Here is a 24,491-nt window from a genome sequence, read left to right on the forward strand (position 1 = left end):
AGCGTCAAAGTTCATTTGAATAATGATTTATAAAGAAGTGGCGAGAGACTGGCTTGTAGACCCACTGGCAACCAACTTTAAGTATCAGTATGCTGATATTGGAAAACCGGTGCCAATTCCAGATTCCGATTTTTCGGAGAATATAAATTGAAAGAGAAATGAAACACTCAAAAGCATCCATCCGGTTAACACTTTCTTCCCGAAAAGGGAACAATCAAAACAGCACCTTATTGTTTCAGCAACATAACTCTTGTTGTTGCTGTTGTTGTATGTGTAGCTAATTTCTTTAGCTCCATATTTCAGTAAATAAACCGAGTTCATGTCAGGGCCCGACACTCGCGTGTATTTACTATCTGTTAACTGTTTTATTCAATCCATTAAAATTTTAGAAAAATGTCAACGAAAAATTATCGTTTTGAAACACTTCAGCTTCACGCAGGACAGGAGGCTGATCCGGTAACAGGTTCACGAGCTGTACCGATTTATCAAACTTCATCTTATGTTTTCCAGGATTCTGAACATGCAGCCAATTTGTTTGGATTAAAAGAATTCGGGAATATATACACACGGATCATGAATCCTACTACTGATGTTTTTGAGAAGAGAATTGCTGCTCTTGAAGGTGGTGTTGCTGCGGTAGCAGTAGCTTCCGGACAGGCAGCCCAGTTTATTGCCCTGAATACGATTCTGGAGGCAGGTGACAACTTCGTGACTTCATCACACTTGTATGGAGGAACTTATAATCAGTTTAAGGTCGCTTTCAAACGTTTGGGGATAGAAGTTCGGTTCGCTAAAGGAGTTGATCCGGTATCGATAGAAGAACGAATTGATAAACAAACAAAAGCCATTTATTTGGAGGCGATAGGTAATCCGGAATTTAGTATTGCTGATTTTGAAAAGATCAGTCGGATTGCAAAATCGTATGATATTCCACTTATTGTGGACAACACTTTTGGTGCAGCCGGATTTATTTTTAAACCGATCGAGCATGGAGCGGATATTGTCGTTGCTTCAGCAACAAAGTGGATCGGAGGTCATGGAACCAGTATCGGAGGGGTAATTATCGATGCAGGAAAGTACAATTGGGGTAATGGTAAATTTCCCCAGTTTACAGAACCCTCAGAAGGATATCATGGATTAGTCTTCTGGGATGTGTTTGGAGCCGACAGTCCTTTTGGGAATATAGCTTTTGCAATTCGGGCAAGGGTTGAAGGGCTGAGGGATTTTGGACCGGCCATATCTCCGTTCAATTCTTTTTTATTGCTTCAGGGACTTGAAACCCTTTCTCTACGCGTAGAGCGAACAGTTGAGAATGCTCAAAAACTGGCTGTATGGTTGAGCGAACACCCGGAAGTGGAAGCTGTAAATTACCCGGGGTTACCTTCTTCCGTGTATTATGAAAATGCAAAGAAATACCTGAAAAATGGTGCAGGAGGGGTTTTATCATTCAAAGTAAGAGGAGGAAAAGAACAGGCGGATCGTTTTGTAAATAACCTAAACCTGATTTCTCATCTGGCAAATGTTGGAGATTCGAAAACCTTGATTATTCATCCGGCATCGACGACACATGAACAGTTGTCTTCAGAAGAACAGCTTGCGTCGGGAGTAGCTCCCGGGTGGTTGCGTTTGTCTGTTGGAATTGAGCATGTTGAAGATTTGAAAACTGATATTAATGAAGCTTTTGTAACAATAAAAAAGTTGCAGGGAGCATAGTAATTGCTGAATGATGGGGTAGTTCCGGTGTTCCGGAGCTAACCTTTCTAAAAAGAGAAACATGAAGATTCTGAAAGTAAAAAATGCAATAGACCTTCAGAATGGGGAGCGTCTACGGCAGGTAGAAGTAGCTTATTCGACATATGGTAAATTGAACAGACAGAAGAATAATGTAATCTGGGTTTGTCATGCGCTGACGGGAAATTCAGAAGTTCATGATTGGTGGGCCGGAATTTTCGGAGAGCACAAATCCCTTGATCCATCAAAGTATTTTATTGTTTGTGCAAATGTGTTGGGATCTTGCTATGGAACAACAGGCCCTTCTCATGAAAAAATCTGCGAAAACCAGAAAGGAGTGCATTTTCCACTTGTAACCATTGACGATATGGTAGGGATACATCAATTAGTAGCTGATGAGTTGGGGATTAATCACATAAAAGTGCTTATTGGAGCATCTTTGGGAGGGCAACAGGCTGTGCAGTGGGCAGTTGATGAACCGGATCGTTTTTCAAATCTGATTTTGGTTGCAGCTAATGCACAACATTCACCCTGGGGTATTGCCTTCAATGAATCACAACGAATGGCTCTTTGGGCAGATGAATCATTTCGGGCTAATATTCCCGGAGGAGGAGCATTTGGGTTGAAAGCTGCTCGTTCCATTGCTATGTTAAGTTATAGAAGTTATGCGGGTTATACAAGAACCCAAAGAGAAGATTTTAAGCATAAAAGGGATCACTTCAGGGCTTCTTCCTATCAACAATACCAGGGAGATAAGTTTGTAAAGAGATTTGATGCGTATGCATACTGGTCTTTGTCAAAAGCAATGGATGCCCATAATGTTGGAAGAAAGTATACCAATATAGAAAGTGCTTTGAGACGAATTACAGCGAGAACATTGGTGCTTGGTGTGGATACGGATATCCTTTTTCCTATTGAGGAACAATTGTTTTTAGCAGAACATATTACAGACAGTTGTTTTGAAGTTATTCCATCCCATTATGGTCATGATGGATTTTTAACGGAGACCGTTCGGGTGGATGAATTGATTAAAGATTTTCTGTACAATGACTTTTCCAGATACAGAAAGACCATTTTTCGTCAACAAAGACGGCAAGGAGTAGTGTAGTAAAATAGTAAAAGATACAATGAAGAATAAAGAGAAATTAACCATAGGATTGTTTGGTCTCGGTTGTGTCGGAGGCGGACTTTATGAAGTGTTAAACCGGAGTTCATTAATTGATGCGGAGATTAAAACGATATGTATCCGGGATCAAAATAAGAAGAGAACCTTGTCTGAATATATTTTGACAACAGACAGGTATGCTATTCTTGATGATGATGAAATCAATGTAGTGGTTGAATTAATAGATGATGCAAATGCCGCTTATGAGATTGTTTCTGAAGCACTAAAAAGGGGGAAGCATGTTGTTACGGCCAATAAAAAGATGGTAGCCGAACATTTGGATGAACTGATTAAACTTGCCAGAAAAAATGAGGTTTCATTTTTGTATGAGGCTTCTGTTTGTGGTAGTATACCAGTGATCAGAAACCTGGAGGAATATTATAATAATGATAGTTTATCGTCTGTTACAGGGATTTGTAATGGGACAACCAATTATATTCTTTCACAAACCAATCGTGGGTTGACTTTCGCGGAGGCATTGAGCAAAGCTCAGGAATTAGGGTTTGCAGAGAGCGATCCGACCATGGATATCGATGGGTATGATTCTAAGTTCAAGTTAGTTTTGCTTATAAAACATGCTTTTGGAATTACAGTTCAACCGGATGATATAGCTAATATGGGAATCAGGAATATTAAACCCCAGGACCTAAATTATGCTACTGAAAAGGGGTATCAGGTGAAGCTGTTCTCACATGCGCAAAAAATAGGGAAACATATACTAGGAATGGTAGCTCCGTACTTTGTTCCGGAAACACACTTTGCTTACACCGTGGAAAATGAGTTTAACGCAATTGTTGTGGAAGCCCTATTTTCTGATAAACAGCTTTTTATTGGTAAAGGTGCTGGAAGTTATCCTACGGCAAGTGCTGTGTTGTCAGATATTGCTGCCTTATTGTTTGATTACCAGTATGAGTATAAGAAGGAACAAAGCGTGATTGACACATTTTTCACCAATGATTTCTCTCTTGATATCTATCTGGGGTCATCGGAAGGAGAAATCGGACTGAATGAGTTGAATTTTGAGCTGGAGTACACACGTTTCGTATCTGATGAGTATGCGTATAAAACAGGACGAGTGCTTTTCAGTGAATTAAAAGCAATGGATTTTAATAAGAAGAAACACTTGTTTTTTGCAGTTCTACCGGACGCTTCTGTTGGATTATCAGAGAACCCGCAGGTAGTTGGAGTACAAAAGAAAAAAGAACTTCTATTGGGATATACTTCTTGAAAATGTTCCCGCTTCTGATTTGTTTGTTGCTCCTCTTATAAGGGCAGATAAATTATTTTGATTCTTACGAATAATTTTAAAAAGGTATTCAATAGCGTCCTTAAAATCTCCTCTTGTTCTTTTTGATAGGCTTTTTCGAATAAATATTGTGACAAATTGAGGTATACAACACTTCCAATCGAACCAATATCAGGATAAAGAATAGTACTAAAAACTTATGTTTTGGTATCATTAGAAGGAGAAAAATGCTAAAATAGACAAATCGAATAAATAAACTAAAAAATTGACTATATTTGTCAAAACATTTTTTGTCAAATGAAAACATTCGGAGAAATCATACGTGGACATCGTGAACAATTCAATTGGACACTAAGTGAACTTTCAATGCGTACCGGGATAGATACGGCTATTCTAAGCAAAATAGAAAGAGGTGAACGAACAGCAACCCGAAAAAATGTTGTAGCTCTTTCTATCGCCTTAAGTATTCCACTAGATACAACACTAGCTCATTGGTTGAGTGATAAAATTGTCAAAGAGGTTCAATATGAAAACGTGGGGTTAGAAGCATTGATCCTTGCAGAAGATGCTGTAAAATATCGAATTGCACAAAAGCAGGAACAGGTTGAGGGACTTTCGGAAAGGATGAAAGATAAACTTTCAGAATGCGATGAGTTGTTAATGAAATGGAAAGCTAATCGCCCATTGGATATGGGGCAGATCCGTAAAATGGAAGAATATTTTCGCGTAAATTACACCTACGAAAGTAACCGGATAGAAGGAAATACATTAACTATGCAAGAGACTCATCTGGTGGTCAATCAGGGAATCACGATAGGAGGTAAATCCGTTCGGGAACATCTTGAGGCTGTTAACCATTCCGAAGCGATTGATTACCTGTATGATCTGGTCGGTCAAAAAATTGACTTAAATGAACGTGTGCTGAAAGAATTACATTATCTGGTATTGAAAGGGATTGACCGGGAGAATGCAGGGAAATACAGAAATGTACCGGTTCGAATAGGTGGAGCTTCTTTTGTTCCGGCTCAGCCCTATCTTGTCCCCAAACTGATGGAGGATGTATTTGTGTTTTTTGAGAAAAACAAAGATATCATGCATCCGGTGATTCTCGCAGCAGAAATGCATGAAAGAGTAGTTACAGTGCATCCGTTTATAGATGGAAACGGACGGACATCCCGATTGGTAATGAATCTGATACTCTTGTCTTTCGGATATACGATTGCAAATCTGAAAGGGGATAATACCTCTCGTTTGCGTTATTATTCCGCACTTGAAAAGTGCCAGACGACGGATGACAAGTCTGTTTTTATCGAATTGATTGTCGATACAACAATTGAATCATTAAAAGAACATCTTGAGTTATGTGGATGAGGTTGTTTTCCAAATCGGGACAACCTCATTTCTACTTCCAGATCTTTTCAAATTTGGCTGCAATAGAAACTCCAACAAAAAAGTTTGTTTTCGTATAGGTATCTCCGCGACTATAAACCCTGCTTTCGTCTACCAGAACTCTTCCTTCAACTCTGCAACTGATTTGAGGGATAGGTGAGTAATCCAAATTGATCGAAGAGCTTAATGTGTTGAATCCCTTTGGATAAGGAGCATAGATAATTACTCCGTCTTTGTCTTTAAAGTACTCTGCCCGAATAGCCATTCCCCATTTTTTTGAAAAATTGAATCGGGCTATTGCAACAGGAGCTATCCAGGTGGAAAATAATTTACTTTTAGGGTAAACAGGATTTTCATAAGGTTCTTCTATTCCGATATCAAACCCTAAAATTAGTCTGAAACGATCTCCGGGAGTAATATCCGTGTAAAGATTACTGAAATAACGCATTCTACGAGATGAGTCCGGGTACTCAGATGTGGCGAATGTACTCCAATTTATGAGGAAACGTTCTGAAGGTTTAAAAATAATTTGTGTACCTCCAGAAGGAATACTGCTGCCCGGAACCCGGCGAATGCGTTGCCATCCATTACTGATGATTCCAGCGAACTCCCATTTCTCCGAAGGTGTATAAGTTATTTTGGCTCCCGACAAATAATAAGGAGAACTCTCGGCAACAAAAGAGCGGGTAAGAGTTGGGTTGTCAATAGATAATGCACTTTCAAATCCCATGTGTGAACTGAAAATTCCGGCATCAATCCATACTTTATTGCGTTTGGAAATAGAGATTCCAATATTGGCTTCATAAATAGAGCGAAGCATGGAGTTTTCATGCCAATAATTATCTTGTACGTAGGTGCCTGCGTGAAACCCTATGTTAGTTCTGTATTTCGGATGATCCAGTTTAAACAGAAGAACTGCATTATTCAGATTAAATTCATTGTGTCGGTTGTGGTTAAAAAAGAAATATTGTCGCGAATACTTAGGTGTGTTAAAATCATAGACGTAATATACATCTGCGAAGCCTGTAAGCGAAAGAGAAGGAGCTTGTTTCCATAAGGAATCTATTTGTGTATAGGCTGGGGAAGTAAGTAAAAAACTTAGAGCAAGAAAGAATGGTTTTAAGTACATGTTATATTCGTAAAAGTTTCGTGCAAAACTACGAAATAAAGCACTTTTTTAAAGTATCTAACTCGCTTACTTTATCTATTCTGTTAAGTCGGTTATAGGATACAATGAGATTGTTGATCATTCGGATTAAGATCGAAGAGTGTGAAGAGGGTTCAAAAAAATGACGCTGCGGGAGCATCTGATAATGTTGAAGTGTGTCTTCCAGATTTCCACGGGAAAGTAACTCACCTTTTGCAAAAGGATCAATATAAAAAAGAACACCTCCTGATCCGTCGGACTGTAATAAACGATGAATGCGATATTCATCCATGTAGGCAAGAATAAAGTGATTAGGGAATCCTACTCCGTATATTGGGATTTCCAATCGTTGGGCTATGATACTGTATAGTATTGAGAGGCTTAGAGGAGTGCCTTCCCGCTCTTCGAGAACTGTATTCAGAAGCGAATGATAAGGAGAAAAGTCATGTGTCTCTGCTCCTTTAAATCCATAGAAGTCAAACAAAACAGCATTAATTGTTTTAACAATTTCAAAACTGGTAAGCTTTCCATTCAGTTCTAACCAGACCTTTTTTTCTATAGAAGTAATCTGCTCATTAAGCTGGCGGTACTCCAAATCAGGAAATTGATACTTTGCTATGAGATAGGCTCCCTGCAATAAATCTTTCTCCGGTTTTTTGATCCAGTCCGTTAACTCTGCTTTTACTTCTGCAAATTGAAGTTCCTGCATTAATCGTTCAACTTCAGTAAAAGCAACAGGCTCGAAATCCAGAATATCTACTGAGGTACGAAGAAATTCAAGTGCAGCAGGACCGATATCCAAAAGCTTGGAACGAACGTGAGATACGATATGTTCATCAGGATCGTCGAGCAGTCGTATCAAGGCTTCTATGGATTCGGTTTTCACCATGTTACAAAGTTAGGATCTTAAGGCGCTCATTTTTTGAGACGAATGTAAACTTTTGAATAGTGGATTGTTAAATTCTCTAATTTTTCTTTCAGAAATTTTTGAAAATTAAAAAAGATGCATAAATTTGTTTCATGGAATTACAGGAGGCTAAAGATAAATTCATTCATACCTGGGCACAATTAGGCTCTAGTTGGGGAATTAATAAAACCATGGCGCAGATTCATGCGTTACTGTTAGTTTCTGCTAATTCACTCTCTACAGATGAGGTGATGGAACAGCTAAAGATTTCGCGAGGTAATGCGAATATGAATCTCCGAGCTCTGATTGATTGGGGATTAATTTATAAAGATCTGCGTATAGGGGAACGTATGGAGTTTTTCAGAGCGGAGAAGAATATTGATAAAGTAGCCAGAAACATTGCCAGAGAAAGAAGAAAAAGAGAAATAGAACCTGTACTGTCTTTGTTAGCTGAATTGAATCAAGTAGAGATAAAAGACTCGGTAGAAGCATTGGAGTTTAAAAAAGTAACCAAAGATATCGCTGAGTTTTCTGAATCAGTAGATGGGTTTCTGGATAAATTCAGCAAAACAGATAAGAACTGGTTTTATGGACTCGTAATGAAAATAATGAAATAAAAATTTTTTAACCAAAACTTTCAATTAATTCTGAAACTTTAAAAATATAAATATGAAAAAGATAATACGCATAGATTATTTTATGCAAATACTGATTATTGTAACGGCTCTTATTTTTTTAGTAATTGATGGGTACGAGTATGTTTCATTCTTAATCTTCTATTTTGGCTTGGGAGGATGGCAATTACTGAGTTTTTTTGTACATCTCAAACGAAGGATAAAAAATCAACGGTTAATCAGGTTGTATGCAAAGTCGATTCTTTGGACATTGATTATCGGAGTCATGTGTGTGTCGGTTTTATTCGTTCATGAAGTAGGGTATATCTTCCTGATCATGTATCTATATTTTATGTTCATCATGGGAATCGTATTGGCATTTGTGTACCTGAACCTGACTAGGAAGGATATTAACATATTAAAATTGGAGTCGTTATGAAAAGAAGAATTATTCTGGCAGGTGGAACCGGGTTTATAGGAACTTACCTTAAAAAAAGATTTGAAGCCGACGGCTATGATGTTGTTTGTATTTCAAGAGGAAAGCAGGGGGTAAAATGGAGTGATAAGGAGGGGATTGTCAATGCGCTGGAAAATAGTGAAATGTTGATTAATCTGTCGGGTAAATCAGTTGATTGCAGGTATTCTGATACCAACAAATGGAAAATTCTAACATCCAGAACAGAAACCACTATTCTGTTACATGAAATGATAAAAGCGTGTTCTTCACCACCACCTGTTTGGATCAATTTTAGCACAGCAACCATCTACGAGGATTCGAGAATAAAACCAATGACAGAAGAAAAAGGAGTTTTGGGTGATGGTTTTTCGGAGAAAGTAGCTAAAACTTGGGAGCGTATTTTTTTCTCGGAAAGACACTCACAAGTAAAACAGGTTGTTTTGCGTACAGCCATTGTTATTGGCGATGGAGGAGGTGCTTTGACACCGCTCAGACGGCTTGTTAAAATGGGGCTTGGAGGGAAGCAAGGGAATGGGAAACAAATGGTGAGCTGGATTCATATTGAGGATGTGTACAGAACAATTCTTTGGGTGAAAGAAGGAAAAATAAGTGATACGGTTATTAATTGTAGCGCACCCGCACCTGTGAATAATGAGCAGTTTATGAAGACGTTGAGAAAACAGTATGCTGTTCCAATAGGTTTGCCGTTACCGGAGAGGTTATTGAAATGTGGAGCATTCCTGATTCGTACAGAACCGGAATTGATTCTGAAAAGCAGATGGGTGGTGCCGGAGCGCTTGTTGAAAAGTGGATTTATGTTTCAGTTTGGAACAATAGATTCGGCCCTGAATAGCCTTCAGAGATAAACAGGATATGATACGAGGTCTTTTTGAATTGCATACCGGGTAAATTCATATCATAATCTGTACCTGACATTCCTGCTTTTTTCATTAAATTTGCCTCTTATCGTAATGAGACAGATCAAAAGAATATGACAAATCAGGAACCCTATAAGCCGAAAAATAAGGTCAGAGTGGTGACAGCAGCTTCTCTCTTTGACGGGCATGATGCAGCAATTAATATCATGCGACGAATTATCCAGTCTACCGGTTGTGAAGTGATTCACCTTGGGCATGACAGGAGTGTTGAAGAGGTAGTCAATTGCGCCATTCAGGAAGATGTACAGGCAATAGCTATGACATCTTACCAGGGAGGACATACGGAATATTTTAAGTATATGTATGATTTGCTACAGGAAAAAGGAGCAGGTCATATAAAGTTATTCGGAGGTGGAGGAGGAACGATTCTTCCCGAAGAAATCAGCGAATTACAAGGGTATGGAATTACCCGGATTTATCATCCGGATGATGGAAGATCACTTGGACTTCAGGGAATGATTAATGATCTGGTAGAAAAAAGTGATTACCCGGTTGGAAATGACCCGGAACTGGATTTGCAGAAACTGGCAGATAAAGATGTGAATACAATTGCACGTCTGATCTCTGCTGCTGAAAATTTCCCGGAAGCCTCTAAAGAGTTATTGGATAAAGTACATGCCATGTCTAAAGATTCAGTAACTCCGGTATTAGGGATAACAGGTACAGGAGGAGCCGGAAAATCATCTTTGGTAGATGAGCTGGTGAGACGATTCCTGATCGACTTTACAGATAAGCAAATCGCAATTATCTCGGTAGACCCTTCGAAACGAAAAACAGGAGGTGCTTTACTAGGGGATCGTATTCGTATGAATGCCATCAGTAATGAGCGAGTATATATGCGCTCTTTAGCGACCCGTCAAAGCAATCTGGCTTTGTCAAAACACGTAGCAGAGGCCGTTGAGATTCTGAAAGCTGCAAAATATGATTTGATTATTCTGGAAACTTCCGGGATCGGACAGTCTGATACGGAGATCATGGATCATTCAGATGTTGCTTTATATGTGATGACTCCTGAATTTGGTGCGGCAACACAGCTGGAAAAAATCGATATGCTGGATTTTGCAGATGTTGTTGCTATCAACAAGTTTGATAAAAGAGGAGCATTAGACGCATTGAGAGATGTGAAAAAGCAATTTGTGCGTAACCACCTGATGTGGGATGCAAAAGATGAAGATATTCCGGTATATGGCACGATCGCCTCGCAGTTTAACGACCCGGGAATGAACGCGCTTTATAAAGTAATTATGGATAAAGTGGCTGAAAAAACTTCAGCAGAATTAGATTCATCATTCGCAATTACGCGTGAAATGTCGGAAAAGATATTTGTCATTCCTCCGTCACGAACCCGTTATTTATCGGAAATATCAGAAAATAACCGCGCGTATGATGCATGGGCAGAAGAACAGGCTAAAGTCGCACAGCGCTTGTTCGGGATCTATAAAACAATAGAATCCGTCTCAGGAACAGCTCCTGAGTTGACCAAATCCGGAATTGAAGAAGAAAAATTGAATCCTTCTGACGAAAATAAGGAGTTGGTAAGTCTTTTGTTGAAAGAGTTTGACCGGGTAAAAATGGATCTGGATCCACATAACTGGGAAGCGCTTTTGTCCTGGGGTGAGAAAAAGAGAAAATACAGAGAACCGCTTTATACATTTAAGGTTCGGGATAAAGAATTATCAATAAAAACACATACGGAATCCCTGTCGCATTCACAGATCCCTAAAGTGGCGTTACCTAAGTATGAGGCATGGGGGGATTTGTTGATGTGGATACTGCAGGAAAATGTTCCGGGAGAATATCCGTACACAGCAGGATTGTTCCCGTTCAAACGGGAAGGAGAAGATCCGACACGTATGTTTGCGGGAGAGGGTGGTCCGGAACGTACCAACCGACGTTTTCACTATGTGAGTCTTGGTATGCCGGCTAAACGGCTTTCTACGGCATTTGACTCCGTAACGCTTTATGGAAATGATCCGGCTGTTCGTCCTGATATTTACGGGAAGATCGGTAATTCAGGAGTTTCTATCTGCTGTCTGGATGATGCTAAAAAATTGTATTCAGGATTCCGCCTGTCCGATCCGAAAACTTCTGTTTCGATGACAATTAACGGTCCTGCTCCCATGTTGTTAGGGTTCTTTATGAACGCAGCCATTGATCAGGAGTGTGAGGTGTATATTAAAGAAAACGGACTGGAAGAAGAGGTGGAAGCCAAAATCAGTGCGATATATAAAGAAAAAGGTGTAGAACGCCCCCGTTATCAGGGTAAGTTACCTGAAGGTAATGACGGATTAGGACTGATGCTGTTGGGAGTTACGGGAGATCAGGTGCTTCCCGAGGATGTTTACAGCCGAATTAAGACAGAAACACTAAAACAAGTACGGGGAACAGTTCAGGCAGATATCCTGAAAGAAGATCAGGCACAAAATACGTGTATCTTCTCGACCGAATTTGCATTACGGTTGATGGGAGATGTACAGGAATACTTTATTGACAAAGCAGTAAGGAATTTCTATTCCGTATCTATTTCAGGATACCATATCGCTGAGGCAGGAGCGAATCCGATTACACAATTGGCGCTTACACTGGCGAATGGATTTACCTATGTAGAGTATTATTTGAGTCGGGGTATGGATATCAATGCCTTCGGACCAAATCTTTCCTTCTTCTTCTCAAACGGAATTGACCCTGAGTATGCGGTAATAGGTCGGGTGGCCCGAAGAATTTGGGCAAAAGCACTTGCTAAGAAGTACGGAGCGAACCCACGCGCACAAATGTTGAAATATCATATTCAGACGTCCGGGCGTTCGTTGCATGCACAGGAAATTGATTTTAATGATATCCGTACTACACTTCAGGCGCTGTATGCAATTTATGATAACTGTAATTCGCTACATACAAATGCATACGATGAAGCGATTACAACACCTACCGAAGAGTCGGTACGTCGTGCGATGGCTATTCAGTTGATCATTAACCGCGAATTAGGACTGGCGAAAAATGAAAATCCGATTCAGGGAGCTTTCATCATTGAAGAGCTTACGGAATTGGTGGAAGAAGCGGTTCTTACAGAGTTTGATCGTATTACAGAACGAGGTGGGGTACTTGGGGCTATGGAAACGATGTACCAGCGATCAAAAATACAGGAAGAGTCATTGTACTACGAAACATTGAAACATACAGGAGAATATCCGATCATCGGTGTAAATACTTTCCTGAGTTCAAAAGGTTCTCCTACGATTGTTCCGGCAGAAGTAATCCGCGCAACGGAAGAAGAGAAACAGTATCAAATTAACATGCTGGCAAATCTTCACCGGCGTAATTCGGATAAGGTTGAAGAAATGTTGGGGCGTGTACAGGATGCTGCTGTTACTAACCGTAATATGTTCACGGAATTAATGGAAGCTTCAAAATATTGCTCTTTGGGACAAATCACAAGAGCTTTATTTGAAGTCGGGGGACAGTACCGACGAAATATGTAATAGATTCATTATTAGATTTAATTTTTAGAAATACAAAAAGCCGGAGGTTCAGCCCCCGGCTTTTTTGTACTATGAAACCGGGGAAATAGAGTAGAAGGTGAAAAAAGGCACAAAAGTTGTACTTTAGCTGTTGTAAAACGAGTAGTATGAGAAAAGGAGTTATAGTGAGTCTGTTGGTCGTTGGACTAATGAGTGTTTCGTGTGGAAACAAGAAAAAAGCAGTAGAGAACAGTGAAGTAGTTGAAATGAAGAATACGGAAAACAATAATGAGCAGCAGTCAGAAAGACGAAACTCTAAAGTTACAGTTGAGTTGGCTGATATGTCGCAGGATGTAAAGAGTGATCCTTTTAGTGTTCTTGATGCGCATATTGACGGGAACAAATTGCATCTGACGGTACAATACGGAGGGGGCTGTGCGGATCACTCCTTTACAGTTATGGGGTCGAAAATGATTATGAAATCAATGCCTCCGCAACGTCCGGTTATGATTGTACATGATGCGGGTGGAGACAGATGTCGTGCTTTGCTTACGGAAGAGTTGGTAGTCGATATTTCTGATCTGGCCTACACGAAACAGGACGGAAGTGAGATCTTTTTAATTATGGAAGGTCGTGAAAAAATTATGTACGTATATGAGTCGGAAGAAACAGAAGAACGATAGTAGAGAATAGACGAAACAAAGATTGATAAAAAAGAAAACCCCTCTCGTTGGAGAGGGGTTTTTTAGTATATACTTTTCAAGAGTGATAATTACGCAATAGCGTCAGCAAGTAATGCATTAACATTTCTTACCGCTTGAGCACTTTCTTCAATTTTTGCCTTTTCAGCATCTGATAATTCAATAGATACGATCTCTTCGATACCATTTTTACCAAGAATACAAGGTACTCCCAGACAGATGTCATTTTGACCGTATTCGCCTTCCAACATAACCGAACAAGGAATCATTTTCTTAGAGTCCTGAGCAATAGCGCGAACGATTTCAGAAACAGCAGCTCCTGGGGCATACCATGCAGAAGTTCCCAAAAGACCTGTAAGTGTCGCTCCTCCTACTTTAGTATCTTCAACCACCTTTTGCATACGCTCTTCAGTAAGGAAATTCGAAACCGGCATTCCATTACGTGTTGCATTACTGATCAAAGGTACCATTCCAGTATCACTGTGGGCAGCAATTACCATTCCGTCCACGTCAGAAGCAGGACACCCCAAAGCTTCTGACAATCTGTATTTGAAACGGGCGCTGTCAAGAGCTCCTCCCATTCCGATAATACGGTTTTTCGGCAATCCGGTAGCTTTATGAGTAAGGTATGCCATTGTATCCATTGGGTTACTAACCACAACAAGGATAACGTTCGGAGAATGCTTAATCAGGTTTGCAGCAACTTCTTTTACAATTCCTGCGTTAATTCCGATTAACTCTTCACGAGTCATTCCCGGCTTACGTGGAATTCCTGATGTAATTACAGCTACGTCACTTCCTGCTGTTTTACTGTAATCATTTGTACTACCAACAATTTTTGTGTCAAATCCATTCAGATTAGCACACTGCATAAGATCCATTGCTTTTCCTTCTGCAAATCCTTCTTTAATGTCAACAAGGACAACTTCAGATGCAAAGTTTTTGATAGCGATGTATTCTGCACAACTCGCTCCAACTGCACCTGCTCCAACTACGGTTACTTTCATTTTGGAATATTTTTGAATTTCGAATTATTTTCGGCTACTAAGATAGTAAAGAGTTTGCACATTAAAGGGGTAGCACTGAATGAATTTTGTCAGTTTTCTTGCCAATAATGCAGTTCGGAAAAATATGAAGTGAAAAGTAAAAGAAAAACCGGTCTCACTCATTTTGAACTACTACTACCAACTTACAACCCTATGAAAAAGATGTATGAGTGAGACCGGCTTAATAAACCAAAAAACTACTATGAAAACAAAAACTTACTTGTAAAGATTTTGTTATGCAAAGTTAAGTAACTATTGCCGTTTTCTGATGAAAAAAATGTTAACGGTATTCTTTTTTGATTAAACGGTAATCAGTGTTGATTTAGACGTTTTATAGAAGTTGGTGCAATGCGGAAATTTGTTTGAAGAAGGGATGAAAAATTGGTGTGAGAAAAAAAATCAAATAAAAAAAGAGAAATACTTGTACGAATAAAAAATCTTTGTACATTTGTTCTGTAACCGTACGTGGTTACAATTTTTGGGTTTTATAGTTTTAGCATGGTTTAGCAAAAAGAGAAGGGAAGTAAAGCTTTACTTCTCTTTTTGTTTTTTAAGTCGTTTTATTCCTGGCAAAATCCTCCTTCATAGGTGGTTCCGTTCGGGCAACAGATACAATCTCCCTCTTTAGGATTATCAACTACCAAAAAATGGCTGTCAGGACAGTCTCCACATTCCTTTTTACAGGATGAGATACCAAAAGTCACTAAAATTCCGCCAATGAGTAAAAGAAGATACGTTTTTCGCATAATTTTTAATTTTAGATGTGATGAATGTACACTCTTCCTGTCAGAAAAGCAAAAAAAGCAGGTGCACAGCGATGTTTGTTGAAGGTTAAGTGGTTGATTATTAGTGGTTGTTTTGGGTTTTTGAAATGTTTTTTTAATTTAACAAACCAATAGGAATTATTATTCTTTGTTTCTACATAACTTTGTAGTATAATTTAAAATTTCGTTTAAAGAAAATGAATGCATTAGGAAATCACATTTTGGTTGAATTCAGTGGATGTACTCCACAGATTATGAATGAAGTATCAACGATCGAACAAGGAATGGTTGATGCGGCAATTAAGGCTGGTGCTACAGTTATTAATTCAACTTTTCACCACTTTTCTCCATATGGGGTATCAGGGGTAGTTGTTATTCAGGAAAGTCACTTAGCTATTCATACCTGGCCAGAATATGGTTATGCAGCAGTGGACCTTTTTACATGTGGAGATATCGACGCATGGGTTTCATTTGATTACCTAAAAGAGGTTTTTCAGGCGAAAAATTACTCTGCGGTTGAAATGCGTCGTGGTTCACTAAGTTTGTTGGATCGCATGGATTTTGATCTTACGACTATGCGTGAGGAGGCAAAAGGAAGAAGAAATCCGGATTTCTACACGCGGAATGTATGGTTTACAGATAAAGATGATAATCAGGCATTGTCATTGCGTTACACCGGGGAGGTATTTCACGATGTACAGTCACCTTATCAGCGTGTTAAAATTCTTGAGTCGTATAAGTACGGTAAGATGTTGGCATTGGACGATATGGTTATGACAACTGAGAAAGACGAGTTTCACTATCATGAAATGATTTCTCACCCGGCAATGTTTACACATGGAAATGTGAAAAATGTTTTGGTGATCGGAGGAGGAGACGGTGGAACCGTTCGTGAAATTCTTCGTCACGAAGGAGTTGAAAAAGTAACAATGGTGGAGATCGACGGAGAAGTGATTGAAGCCTGTAAAAAACACCTTCCTACCATTGCAGCGTCGTTTGACGATCCGAAACTGGAACTAATAGTAGGAGACGGAATAGCATTTGCGGCTAACGCCAAAGCAGAATCTTATGACCTTATTCTGGTGGATGGTTCTGATCCGGTTGGACCTGCAGAAGGATTGTTCTCTGTTGAATTCTTCAACAATTGTGCAAAAGCATTGAAGCCGGGAGGAATCCTATTGACACAGGGAGAATCTCCGAAGTTCAATGAGAAAGCTTTTGCAGAACTTCATCATACATTGGCCGATATTTTTGGTAAAGACCATACATACACAAGTTTGTTCTTTGTTCCAACGTATCCAACAGGAATGTGGAGCTTCCAGTGGGGAGTAAAAGGTGATGCAAATCCGAAGAAGATCACAAATGATGATGAAATTGAAGCATTTGTTGAAAAACAAGGATTGCGTTATTATAATGCAGATGTGCATCGGGGAAGTTTTGCTACTCCGGGGTTTGTGAAAGACCTGTTGAAATAGTAAATTTTTGCGCTTTACAATTGGCGCAGACAAAACATAGAAAAAGACGTAAGAACTGAAAAGCTTGCGTCTTTTTTATTCGTAGAATACATAAAAAAAACGGATATGAATTACGAGAACTTTGATCCTAACGGAGTCGGGATAAATAATGGGAATATCTTCGGGTTTCCCTATACGATAGAAGATGCGGAAATTGTAATCATTCCCGTTCCCTGGGATGCTACGGCATCTTTTGGAAAAGGAACAAGCAACGGACCACAACGAATTCTGGATGCCTCCCCGCAGCTCGATTTTTACCACCCGAAATTTCCGGAGGCATGGAAAACACGCATCGCGATGACTCCGATTTCAGGCGAGTGGAAAGAAATTAATGATAAGTACTGTGGGAAAGCTATGGAGTATATCAGTTTCCTGGAGGATGGAGGTACCATTTCAACGAATCCGGCCTACCAGCGCACACTGACAGAAATAGCGGAAGCGCAACAGGCATTGGCGCTTCACCTTAAAGAAAAGGCACTTGAGTTAAGAGAAGAAGGGAAATTAGTAGCCGTTTTGGGAGGAGAACACTCCACTCCGTTGGGTTTGATCACCGCATTGGCGGAAAAAGAAGAGTTCGGAATCCTGCAAATTGATGCACATGCTGATCTCCGGGATGCCTACGAAGGGTTTGAGCAATCCCACGCATCTATTATGTTTAATGCGCTGAAACTGGATAATGTACAAAAACTGGTGCAGGTAGGAATTCGGGATGTTGCGCAGACAGAAGTTGATCTGGTGAATAGCGATCCGAGAATCCGAACCTTCTACGACTGGGAAATAAAAGAAGCGGGATACGAAGGAAAAACCTGGAAAGAACAGGTAAGTGAAATACTTGCTGAGTTACCTCAGAAAGTATATGTTTCTTTCGATATTGATGCGTTAAAGCCCTATTTATGTCCGAATACCGGAACTCCTGTTCCCGGAGGTTTTGAGCTTGAAGAGGTAGTGTATCTGTTATTTGAACTGGCGTTGTCGGGTAAAGAAATCATTGGTTTTGACTTGAATGAGGTTGGGGATGATGAATGGGATGGAAATGTAGGGGCACGAGCGTTATGGAATTTGTGTATCGCTGCAAAAGCTTCACGACAGTAAGGCCGCTTGTTGTCATTCTCCTGAATAAGTAGTAATTTTGCACAAAATTGATACGAATGATTTTACCCATAGTCGCATACGGAGATCCTGTTTTGAAAAAAATGGCAGAGGAGATCGATGAAGATTACGAAGGACTGGACCAGTTGATAGCAGATATGTTTGAAACAATGTATGCTGCTCATGGAGTTGGTTTGGCAGCTCCCCAGATCGGGAGGTCTATCCGGCTTTTCGTTGTTGATGCATCGCCGTTTGCAGAACCGGATGAAGATGGAGAGGAAGATCCGAGAGCTGAAGGAGTTGAGAACTTTAAAAAGGTGTTTATCAATCCGATTATAGAAGAAGAAGAAGGGAAAGAATGGGCGTTTAGTGAAGGATGCCTTAGTATTCCGAAAATCAGGGAAGATGTACAGCGAAAACCTAAAATTCGCGTGACTTACTTTGATGAAAACTGGGAGTTCCACGAAGAAGAATTCGACGGATATGCTGCGCGTGTTGTTCAGCATGAATACGATCACATCGAGGGAGTTTTGTTTACCGACCATATTTCCCCATTGAAAAAGAGATTGTTGCAGAAGAAACTGGCCAATATTTCAAAAGGGTTGGTAGACGTTGATTACAGAATGAAATTTCCGGTAAAATCTAAAAAATAAGTAATGAAAAGAATTGGTTTTTTATTAATGGTTTCCACCTTGTTAGTGGCTTGTTCCGGGACTGATGAAAACAGTACTGAAACAACCGATTCAACTATTGATGCGACAGTTTCCCGAGAAGGATTACAAACGGAGATCAAAAATCTGGAGGATTCACTATTTAAAGTGATTCCGGAAGTACCTAAAGATCTGTATGATCTTGCAATTTCCAAAAACCTTCAGTATGTTGATCATTTTCCGGAAGACGCATACTCTGCCGAATGTCTGGATCGGGTACAAGGTTATTTTTCGCAGTTACAGAAGTACAAGAAGGCGGTAATTTATACCGATACGTTACTTTCCCGTTTTCCGGAGTACAAGAACAAAAAATTCCTGATGTATAATCGTGCAACATCATTAGACTTATTACGCGATACGGCAAGAGCTCGTCAGGCGTACGTAGAATATCTTGAGACGTTTCCGAATCTTCCGGATGCGGAACGTGAGGAAATAGAAGAATTGATAAAACTGGTTCCTTACTCTTTTGAGGAACGCGTTGAAATGATGAATTAATCGAAATTCACAGAGAAAAAAAGCCGGGCAATACAACCCGGCTTTTTTTGTAGATAGATTGCCGTATTTTTCTCTTGTTTTTAAAAATATCCAGGAGATACTATTTTGAAAAAGAGCTTCTTGTGTTACATTTGAGTAGGACTTTCGGAAAAACCGAAAGCTGAATACCCGGTACAAGAAGAGATATGAAGTATTTGCTGAGTTGTTTATTTTTCGTCCCTGTTTTCCTGTTGGCGCAGGATTTCCAGTGGGCATCAAAAGTGATTGCGTTTTCCTCCGAATTTGACTATAAAAAATACCCGGGACAATACCGGGCGAATCAGGTACTCGGTGAACCCAGTACCTTCTCTTTGAATAAAGCAAATCCCTGTGCCTGGGCACCGGCCAAAAAGAATAATGAAGAGAGCGATTTTATTGAAGTCGGTTTTGCAGTTCCTCAGCAGGTTCAGCAGGTAATTGTTCACGAATCGTTTAACCCGGGAAGTATCTCACGGGTCATCGTGAAAGGGGAGAAGGGAGTCGAACAAACCGTATACGAGGTTGATTCATTAATCGCTCTTTCATCAGCAAGACTATTGTCAGTCAAATTTGCTCCGACGACTTTTAAAGTAAACGCGGTACGTATTGAAATGCAGACGAAATATATTAACGGTTTTAATCAGGTTGATGCCATAGCCATAGCAAATCACCACGAACCCTACGAGATAAAAATAAACGTAAATCCTGAAGTTGAGAAACAGGTTGTTACTATGGAAAGTCTGGGAGAGGCCGTTAATTCTCCTACAGGAGATTTGTCTCCTGTAATTTCCCCTAACGGAAAGACCCTGTACTTTACACGTCAGAATCACCCGGAAAATATCGCTCCCATTGAAGCGCAGGATGTATGGTTGAGCCAGATTAGGGAAGACGGAACCTTTGAACCGGCAAAGAATGTAAAAGCTCCTGTAAATAATGCATTCAACAATTCGGTTTTCGGAATCACACCGGACGGACAGAAGATTTTTCTTTTGAACCAGTACAACAAAGACGGGACATCGACACCGGGGATTTCTTTTACCCAAAAACAAATTGACGGTTGGGCTTTTCCTGAAAACATTGAAATCGATTCGTTTCAAAATCACGGACCGTTTGGCGAATATTGTATTTCGAATTCGGGAAAAATTCTTGTAATGGCTATTATGCTTGACAAACAGGGAACCAAAGATCTGCATGTTTCGTTTAGAAAAAAAGACGGAACATGGACAGTACCTAAGTCATTAGGAAATACATTAAATACGGCAGCCAGTGAAATTTCTCCTTTTTTAGCTTCTGACGAGAAAACCCTTTATTACAGTACTTCGGGGTTTCCTACGTATGGAGGCTCAGATATTTTTGTTACACGGAGGTTAGATGATACCTGGGAAAACTGGACCCAACCGGAAAACCTGGGGCCCTACCTGAATTCAAAAGAGTTTGATGCCTATTATACACTTCCTGCGAAAGGAGATTATGTCTATTTGGTTTCCTATCGGGAGGGAGGGTTGGGAGAAAGTGATATCTACCGGGCTTCCGTTCCGGAGGTATTGCGCCCTGAGGCTGTTGCTCTGGTACGGGGAACGGTGCGCAACCAAAAGACCAACGAACCACTTGCTGCTTCAATAGCCTATTATGCGTTGAGTTCAGGAAAGGAGATGGGACTTGCTCAATCTGACCCTGTGACTGGGAAATATGAAATTGTATTACCAGCCGGGGAGAGATACGGCTTTTCAGCTAAGCGTGAACAGTTCTTGCCGGTATCTTCTGAGTTTGAATTACCAAAAACAGCAGGCTATCAGGAAAAAGAAGTAGATCTCTACCTGGTTCCTATTGAAAAAGGAGCAAAAATTATTATCAATAACGTCTATTTTGATACGGATAAGTATGAACTACGGAAAGAATCCTTTGTCGAACTGGATCAGTTGGTTGCGATTATGAAGAACTATCCTTCTATGCAAATTGAGATATCCGGTCATACGGATGATGTAGGAGAGGCGGCATATAATCTTACTCTTAGCCGAAACAGGGCAATTTCTGTCATGCGCTACCTGACCGGAAAGGGAATTCAGGAGCAGCGAATCAAAGCACAGGGATATGGTGAGGGAACACCTCTTGTACCGAATGCAGATGCGGATTCACGTCAAAAGAACAGAAGGGTAGAGTTTACCGTACAGAGTCTGTAGTTATCCTCCAATGCTGATACCTATTTCGACAGTTTGCATATGGACAGGACTGGGAGATGAAAACAAATTGGAAAGGTATACAGTACTGAAAACAAAAAAGTCCCGGTAGCCGATCCGAATCCGGGGACCATGTTGAACCCGGTTCAGGTTATTAAACTTACTGAAGGCAAACTCTTCACCGTTGAGTTTTACGCGGTTTTTTGCTCCGACAACAAATGAAGCCTGGTACCCGAAATAAAATTTGAAGGAAGAGTTCAGTTTTATTCTGAATTCCAACGGGAGGTTGATGCGGTGCAGGTTCAGTCTGCTGTACTTCAGATCATCTGTCGGAGCGGTGTGATTCCAAAGTGTTGTGTTGCTACTGTCCGCAGAAAAAGTACCGAGATGGCTTAAACTCGAATAGTAGTAACCTACACCAAGTGCGATGGCGAATTTCTTTGCCGGAGAAAAATTCAGTTCATAGTGATAATTCAACCCGGCGGAAAATGAAAATTTATGTGCAGTTGGAGCATTAGCCTGTTTCATCCAGAAAGAAGGTGCAAACTCCACAGACCAGATATCATCCTGTAAAGCTGGAGGAAGAGAAAAGGGATTAAATCTATTGTCATTTTGGGAATAGAGTGTTGTCCCGGAAATAAGCACAATAAGGATGGGGTAGAACCATTTCATAGTCTATCTGTAAAATGTTTTTCGTTCGGACTTTCCGCGTGAGATAACGATAGAGTCTCTGTTCATGGATTGAACAATATAATCTTCGTAAAAACCGTCTCCGGTTTTAAGGTTCATGGTAAAATTATCCACTTTTACAAGACCGGTACCTCCTTTTGAATGTGTACGTTTTACAATACCGAAATAGCGGATATTTGGCCAGGAACGTGTCGCCGGAGGTGGGGGAGTTGTCGCGGGAACCCGATTGGTATACTGATCCGGATCGGTATCATTTCCCCGCAGAGAGACTCCGGAAGACTTGCCGAGAAACGGATCTCTGTAATCACAGAATAACTCAAAATTTCTGTCTTCGGCTTTCGGGAGTAAAATAGGGGTGTCCTGATAAAGGGCGGATTCGGGTGTTTCAGAATCAGCTGTAAGGTTGCCAACAATTTTTACGATGACATTGATCCAGATAATTCCTACCACGATCAATAATACTACCGATACAAATTTGTTTTTCCCCAACATTAATTAACAGTTAGTGTACGGACTGTTGAATAGCTTCCCTGATTACCCGCAGCATCCATATTATAAACCCGCCAGTAATAATTTCCGGATGGAAGCGGGATGTCTGTGGTCGTTCCCGTTACTGTTTCACTTGTTTCAATAGAAGTAAATGCCTCATCAGTAGCGACCTGTACAATAGATGTCACTGGTGATTGTATAATTCCCGTATCGGATGCATTACTCCAGGTAAACGTTACCGGAGAGGATACAATTGCGTTGTCCGCCGGAGCAACCGGCGTAGGAGTAACCGGAGGCGTGTCGTCAATACGAAAAGTGGATGTAAACGTTGTCGTTGAAGCACCATTGGCAAGATAAGCCTTGACCCCCCATACATAATTACCGTCCGTGTAGTCAACATTAGTGACCGAAATTGAATTAGATGCAATAGCATTTTGGGAATGCACAATCGTTCCTGTTGCGTACTCTGTTCCTTCCCGCAAACTGAATTCATACGATGATACACCGGATAGCCCTGACCAACTGAAGAACCCGTTAAAGGAACCGTTGTAATAAGAACCCGAAGATGGAGTATTCAGATTAATTTGTGCCTGACTTCCCTGTACAGTATCTACGATAAAAGGGAACGGACCTGAAGGGAGAGACTGATAACCGTTGTTATGCGCTGTTAGTTTGTATTCGTATGTACCCCGTTCAAGACTAACAAATAACGAATTTGCTGAAGTCGTCGAGTCAAATGCAATAAATGTAGGGGACGCAAAAGACGGAGAAAAAATCTGCAAGCGATAGTGGGTTGCACCTTCCAAAGGTTCCCAAAGAAAATGGGAGTATTCGGGAATAGTGTCATTGGCCTGCGGGACAATCATGAAGGGAGTTTCTCCGGAGATATCCTTTTCAATAACATCGTTACAGGACACCAGTACCAAACACAGAGCAAGAATGACTGTTCCGTATAAATTCAAAGTAAAAATGCGGCTGTTGCGTAGCATACCTTTCGTTTAATTACAACAAACTTATGAAATAATTTCGGGAAAGTGGTGGTGGAAAACCGGATTCAAAGAAAAGCAAAAATACAACTGCAGCATTACATCGTGAAAATAGCACAGATAAACTTTAAGAGTTTAACAGGAGTGCGATTCTTTTAACAGAATTAATTTTCAGGTATGGGAGTATTTTTGGATATTTAGTAGTGTAAAATAGTGTTATTTAACTAATTGCTTATGATGAGGTTTGTGTTTTTTCTTATAGTGCTGACAATGGCGGTAGCGTGCAAAAAGGATAAAGCATTGAATGGTATTGACGCGGAGTTATTTGAGATGGCAGAGCAGACTTCCGGGTTTACCTGGTATAAAAAATCAGATGCTTTGTTGCCGAAGAGCTCCGGTTCCGGTCATGATCATCCTTTTCTCCGAACGCGTTTCAATTCAGTCGCAGCGACGCAACTGGATAGTGAGGGGAAAATTGCTGCGAATGCTGTCTTTCCGCAAGGATCACTGGTTGTAAAAGAACTGGTCAATGAAGACGAGTCATTAGGACGTTATGCAATTTTGTATAAAGCTTCCGGAAATGAAAATGCAGACGCAAATGGTTGGGTATGGGGATATATTGATGCGGATAAAAAAGTGGTGTCCAGTGCCGAAAAGAAAGGAGCGTCCTGTATTAATTGTCACCAGCAATCGGGGAGTATTGATTACATGCTGATGAATAAGTTCTTCCCCTGATATCCGAAATAAGGAGTTGGTGATG

22 protein-coding genes and 1 riboswitch are annotated in these 24,491 nt (G+C 40.3%); of the genes, 15 read left to right on the top strand and 7 right to left on the bottom strand.

Annotation, left to right across the window (positions count from 1 at the left end; genetic code table 11):
- The first annotated feature begins 24 nt into the window (after positions 1-24).
- A riboswitch (SAM riboswitch) is annotated at positions 25-149 on the top strand.
- Between the two features lie 244 nt (positions 150-393).
- The 4 genes from AC4PL9_RS12820 to AC4PL9_RS12835 all read left to right on the top strand — a co-directional run bounded on the left by AC4PL9_RS12820 (position 394) and on the right by AC4PL9_RS12835 (position 5,513).
- Complete coding sequence (locus AC4PL9_RS12820; protein WP_491605142.1) at positions 394-1,713, top strand: O-acetylhomoserine aminocarboxypropyltransferase/cysteine synthase family protein; 1,320 nt, start codon at positions 394-396, stop codon at positions 1,711-1,713.
- Positions 1,714-1,774: 61 nt separating this feature from the next.
- Positions 1,775-2,839 carry a homoserine O-acetyltransferase family protein gene (locus tag AC4PL9_RS12825; protein ID WP_491605143.1) on the top strand — a complete coding sequence of 355 codons (1,065 nt, stop codon included), beginning with the start codon at positions 1,775-1,777 and terminating at the stop codon, positions 2,837-2,839.
- 19 nt (positions 2,840-2,858) lie between these two features.
- On the top strand, positions 2,859-4,124 hold the full coding sequence (locus AC4PL9_RS12830; RefSeq protein ID WP_491605144.1) for a homoserine dehydrogenase: 1,266 nt from the start codon (positions 2,859-2,861) through the stop codon (positions 4,122-4,124).
- A 315-nt stretch (positions 4,125-4,439) separates the two neighbouring features.
- Positions 4,440-5,513 carry a Fic family protein gene (locus AC4PL9_RS12835; RefSeq protein WP_491605145.1) on the top strand — a complete coding sequence of 358 codons (1,074 nt, stop codon included), beginning with the start codon at positions 4,440-4,442 and terminating at the stop codon, positions 5,511-5,513.
- A 31-nt stretch (positions 5,514-5,544) separates the two neighbouring features.
- Here AC4PL9_RS12835 and AC4PL9_RS12840 read toward each other — a convergent pair whose 3' ends face one another.
- The gene (locus tag AC4PL9_RS12840; RefSeq protein ID WP_491605146.1) at positions 5,545-6,660 is read right to left on the bottom strand and encodes a porin; all 1,116 of its coding nucleotides are present in this window, start codon (positions 6,658-6,660) and stop codon (positions 5,545-5,547) included.
- A gap of 28 nt (positions 6,661-6,688) precedes the next feature.
- Entirely contained in the window at positions 6,689-7,567 is an 879-nt protein-coding gene (locus tag AC4PL9_RS12845) for a transglutaminase-like domain-containing protein (protein ID WP_491605147.1), read from the bottom strand.
- Between the two features lie 131 nt (positions 7,568-7,698).
- Here AC4PL9_RS12845 and AC4PL9_RS12850 point away from each other — a divergent pair, with 131 nt between their 5' ends.
- The 5 genes from AC4PL9_RS12850 (at position 7,699) to AC4PL9_RS12870 (ending at position 13,735) form a co-directional block, all read left to right on the top strand.
- Positions 7,699-8,202: a GbsR/MarR family transcriptional regulator gene (locus tag AC4PL9_RS12850; protein ID WP_491605148.1), complete on the top strand. Its 504-nt coding sequence runs from the start codon at positions 7,699-7,701 to the stop codon at positions 8,200-8,202.
- A gap of 52 nt (positions 8,203-8,254) precedes the next feature.
- Positions 8,255-8,638 (top strand): hypothetical protein, encoded by a 384-nt coding sequence (locus tag AC4PL9_RS12855; RefSeq protein WP_491605149.1) that lies wholly within the window; start codon positions 8,255-8,257, stop codon positions 8,636-8,638.
- A complete protein-coding gene (locus tag AC4PL9_RS12860) occupies positions 8,635-9,522 on the top strand; it encodes a TIGR01777 family oxidoreductase (protein WP_491605150.1) in 888 nt (295 codons plus the stop codon). Before AC4PL9_RS12855 ends, AC4PL9_RS12860 begins: the two co-directional genes overlap by 4 nt.
- Positions 9,523-9,647: 125 nt before the next feature.
- Positions 9,648-13,073, top strand: coding sequence for a methylmalonyl-CoA mutase family protein (locus tag AC4PL9_RS12865; protein WP_491605151.1), 3,426 nt, complete (start codon positions 9,648-9,650; stop codon positions 13,071-13,073).
- Between the two features lie 146 nt (positions 13,074-13,219).
- Complete coding sequence (locus tag AC4PL9_RS12870) at positions 13,220-13,735, top strand: hypothetical protein (RefSeq protein ID WP_491605152.1); 516 nt, start codon at positions 13,220-13,222, stop codon at positions 13,733-13,735.
- 89 nt (positions 13,736-13,824) lie between these two features.
- Here the strand turns inward: AC4PL9_RS12870 and AC4PL9_RS12875 are convergent, their stop codons facing one another.
- Together AC4PL9_RS12875 and AC4PL9_RS12880 are read right to left on the bottom strand one after the other, a co-directional pair.
- Complete coding sequence (locus tag AC4PL9_RS12875; RefSeq protein WP_491605153.1) at positions 13,825-14,760, bottom strand: malate dehydrogenase; 936 nt, start codon at positions 14,758-14,760, stop codon at positions 13,825-13,827.
- A 599-nt stretch (positions 14,761-15,359) separates the two neighbouring features.
- On the bottom strand, positions 15,360-15,545 hold the full coding sequence (locus AC4PL9_RS12880; RefSeq protein ID WP_491605154.1) for a hypothetical protein: 186 nt from the start codon (positions 15,543-15,545) through the stop codon (positions 15,360-15,362).
- Positions 15,546-15,760: 215 nt separating this feature from the next.
- On the opposite strand from AC4PL9_RS12880, the gene speE reads away from it, so the two are divergent.
- The 5 genes from speE to AC4PL9_RS12905 all read left to right on the top strand — a co-directional run bounded on the left by speE (position 15,761) and on the right by AC4PL9_RS12905 (position 21,569).
- Positions 15,761-17,038, top strand: coding sequence for a polyamine aminopropyltransferase (gene speE, locus AC4PL9_RS12885; RefSeq protein WP_491605155.1), 1,278 nt, complete (start codon positions 15,761-15,763; stop codon positions 17,036-17,038).
- A gap of 105 nt (positions 17,039-17,143) precedes the next feature.
- Positions 17,144-18,169 (top strand): agmatinase family protein, encoded by a 1,026-nt coding sequence (locus AC4PL9_RS12890; RefSeq protein WP_491605156.1) that lies wholly within the window; start codon positions 17,144-17,146, stop codon positions 18,167-18,169.
- Positions 18,170-18,225: 56 nt separating this feature from the next.
- Positions 18,226-18,819, top strand: coding sequence for a peptide deformylase (gene def / locus AC4PL9_RS12895; protein ID WP_491605157.1), 594 nt, complete (start codon positions 18,226-18,228; stop codon positions 18,817-18,819).
- A 3-nt stretch (positions 18,820-18,822) separates the two neighbouring features.
- Positions 18,823-19,371 (top strand): tetratricopeptide repeat protein, encoded by a 549-nt coding sequence (locus tag AC4PL9_RS12900; RefSeq protein WP_491605158.1) that lies wholly within the window; start codon positions 18,823-18,825, stop codon positions 19,369-19,371.
- A 185-nt stretch (positions 19,372-19,556) separates the two neighbouring features.
- Positions 19,557-21,569, top strand: a complete 2,013-nt coding sequence (locus AC4PL9_RS12905; RefSeq protein WP_491605159.1) for an OmpA family protein — start codon at positions 19,557-19,559, stop codon at positions 21,567-21,569.
- On the opposite strand, the gene AC4PL9_RS12910 is transcribed toward AC4PL9_RS12905, so the two are convergent.
- Genes AC4PL9_RS12910 through AC4PL9_RS12920 form a run of 3 tightly spaced genes read right to left on the bottom strand, consistent with a single transcriptional unit; the run spans position 21,570 to position 23,734 of the window.
- Positions 21,570-22,238 (bottom strand): hypothetical protein, encoded by a 669-nt coding sequence (locus AC4PL9_RS12910; protein WP_491605160.1) that lies wholly within the window; start codon positions 22,236-22,238, stop codon positions 21,570-21,572.
- Between the two features lie 3 nt (positions 22,239-22,241).
- On the bottom strand, positions 22,242-22,748 hold the full coding sequence (locus AC4PL9_RS12915) for a hypothetical protein (protein ID WP_491605161.1): 507 nt from the start codon (positions 22,746-22,748) through the stop codon (positions 22,242-22,244).
- Entirely contained in the window at positions 22,748-23,734 is a 987-nt protein-coding gene (locus AC4PL9_RS12920; RefSeq protein WP_491605162.1) for a hypothetical protein, read from the bottom strand. The genes AC4PL9_RS12915 and AC4PL9_RS12920 overlap by 1 nt, the downstream gene beginning before the upstream one ends.
- A gap of 231 nt (positions 23,735-23,965) precedes the next feature.
- On the opposite strand from AC4PL9_RS12920, the gene AC4PL9_RS12925 reads away from it, so the two are divergent.
- On the top strand, positions 23,966-24,466 hold the full coding sequence (locus AC4PL9_RS12925) for a cytochrome P460 family protein (protein WP_491605163.1): 501 nt from the start codon (positions 23,966-23,968) through the stop codon (positions 24,464-24,466).
- Positions 24,467-24,491: the final 25 nt, after the last annotated feature.

The sequence above is a fragment of the Wandonia sp. genome (assembly GCF_984588085.1).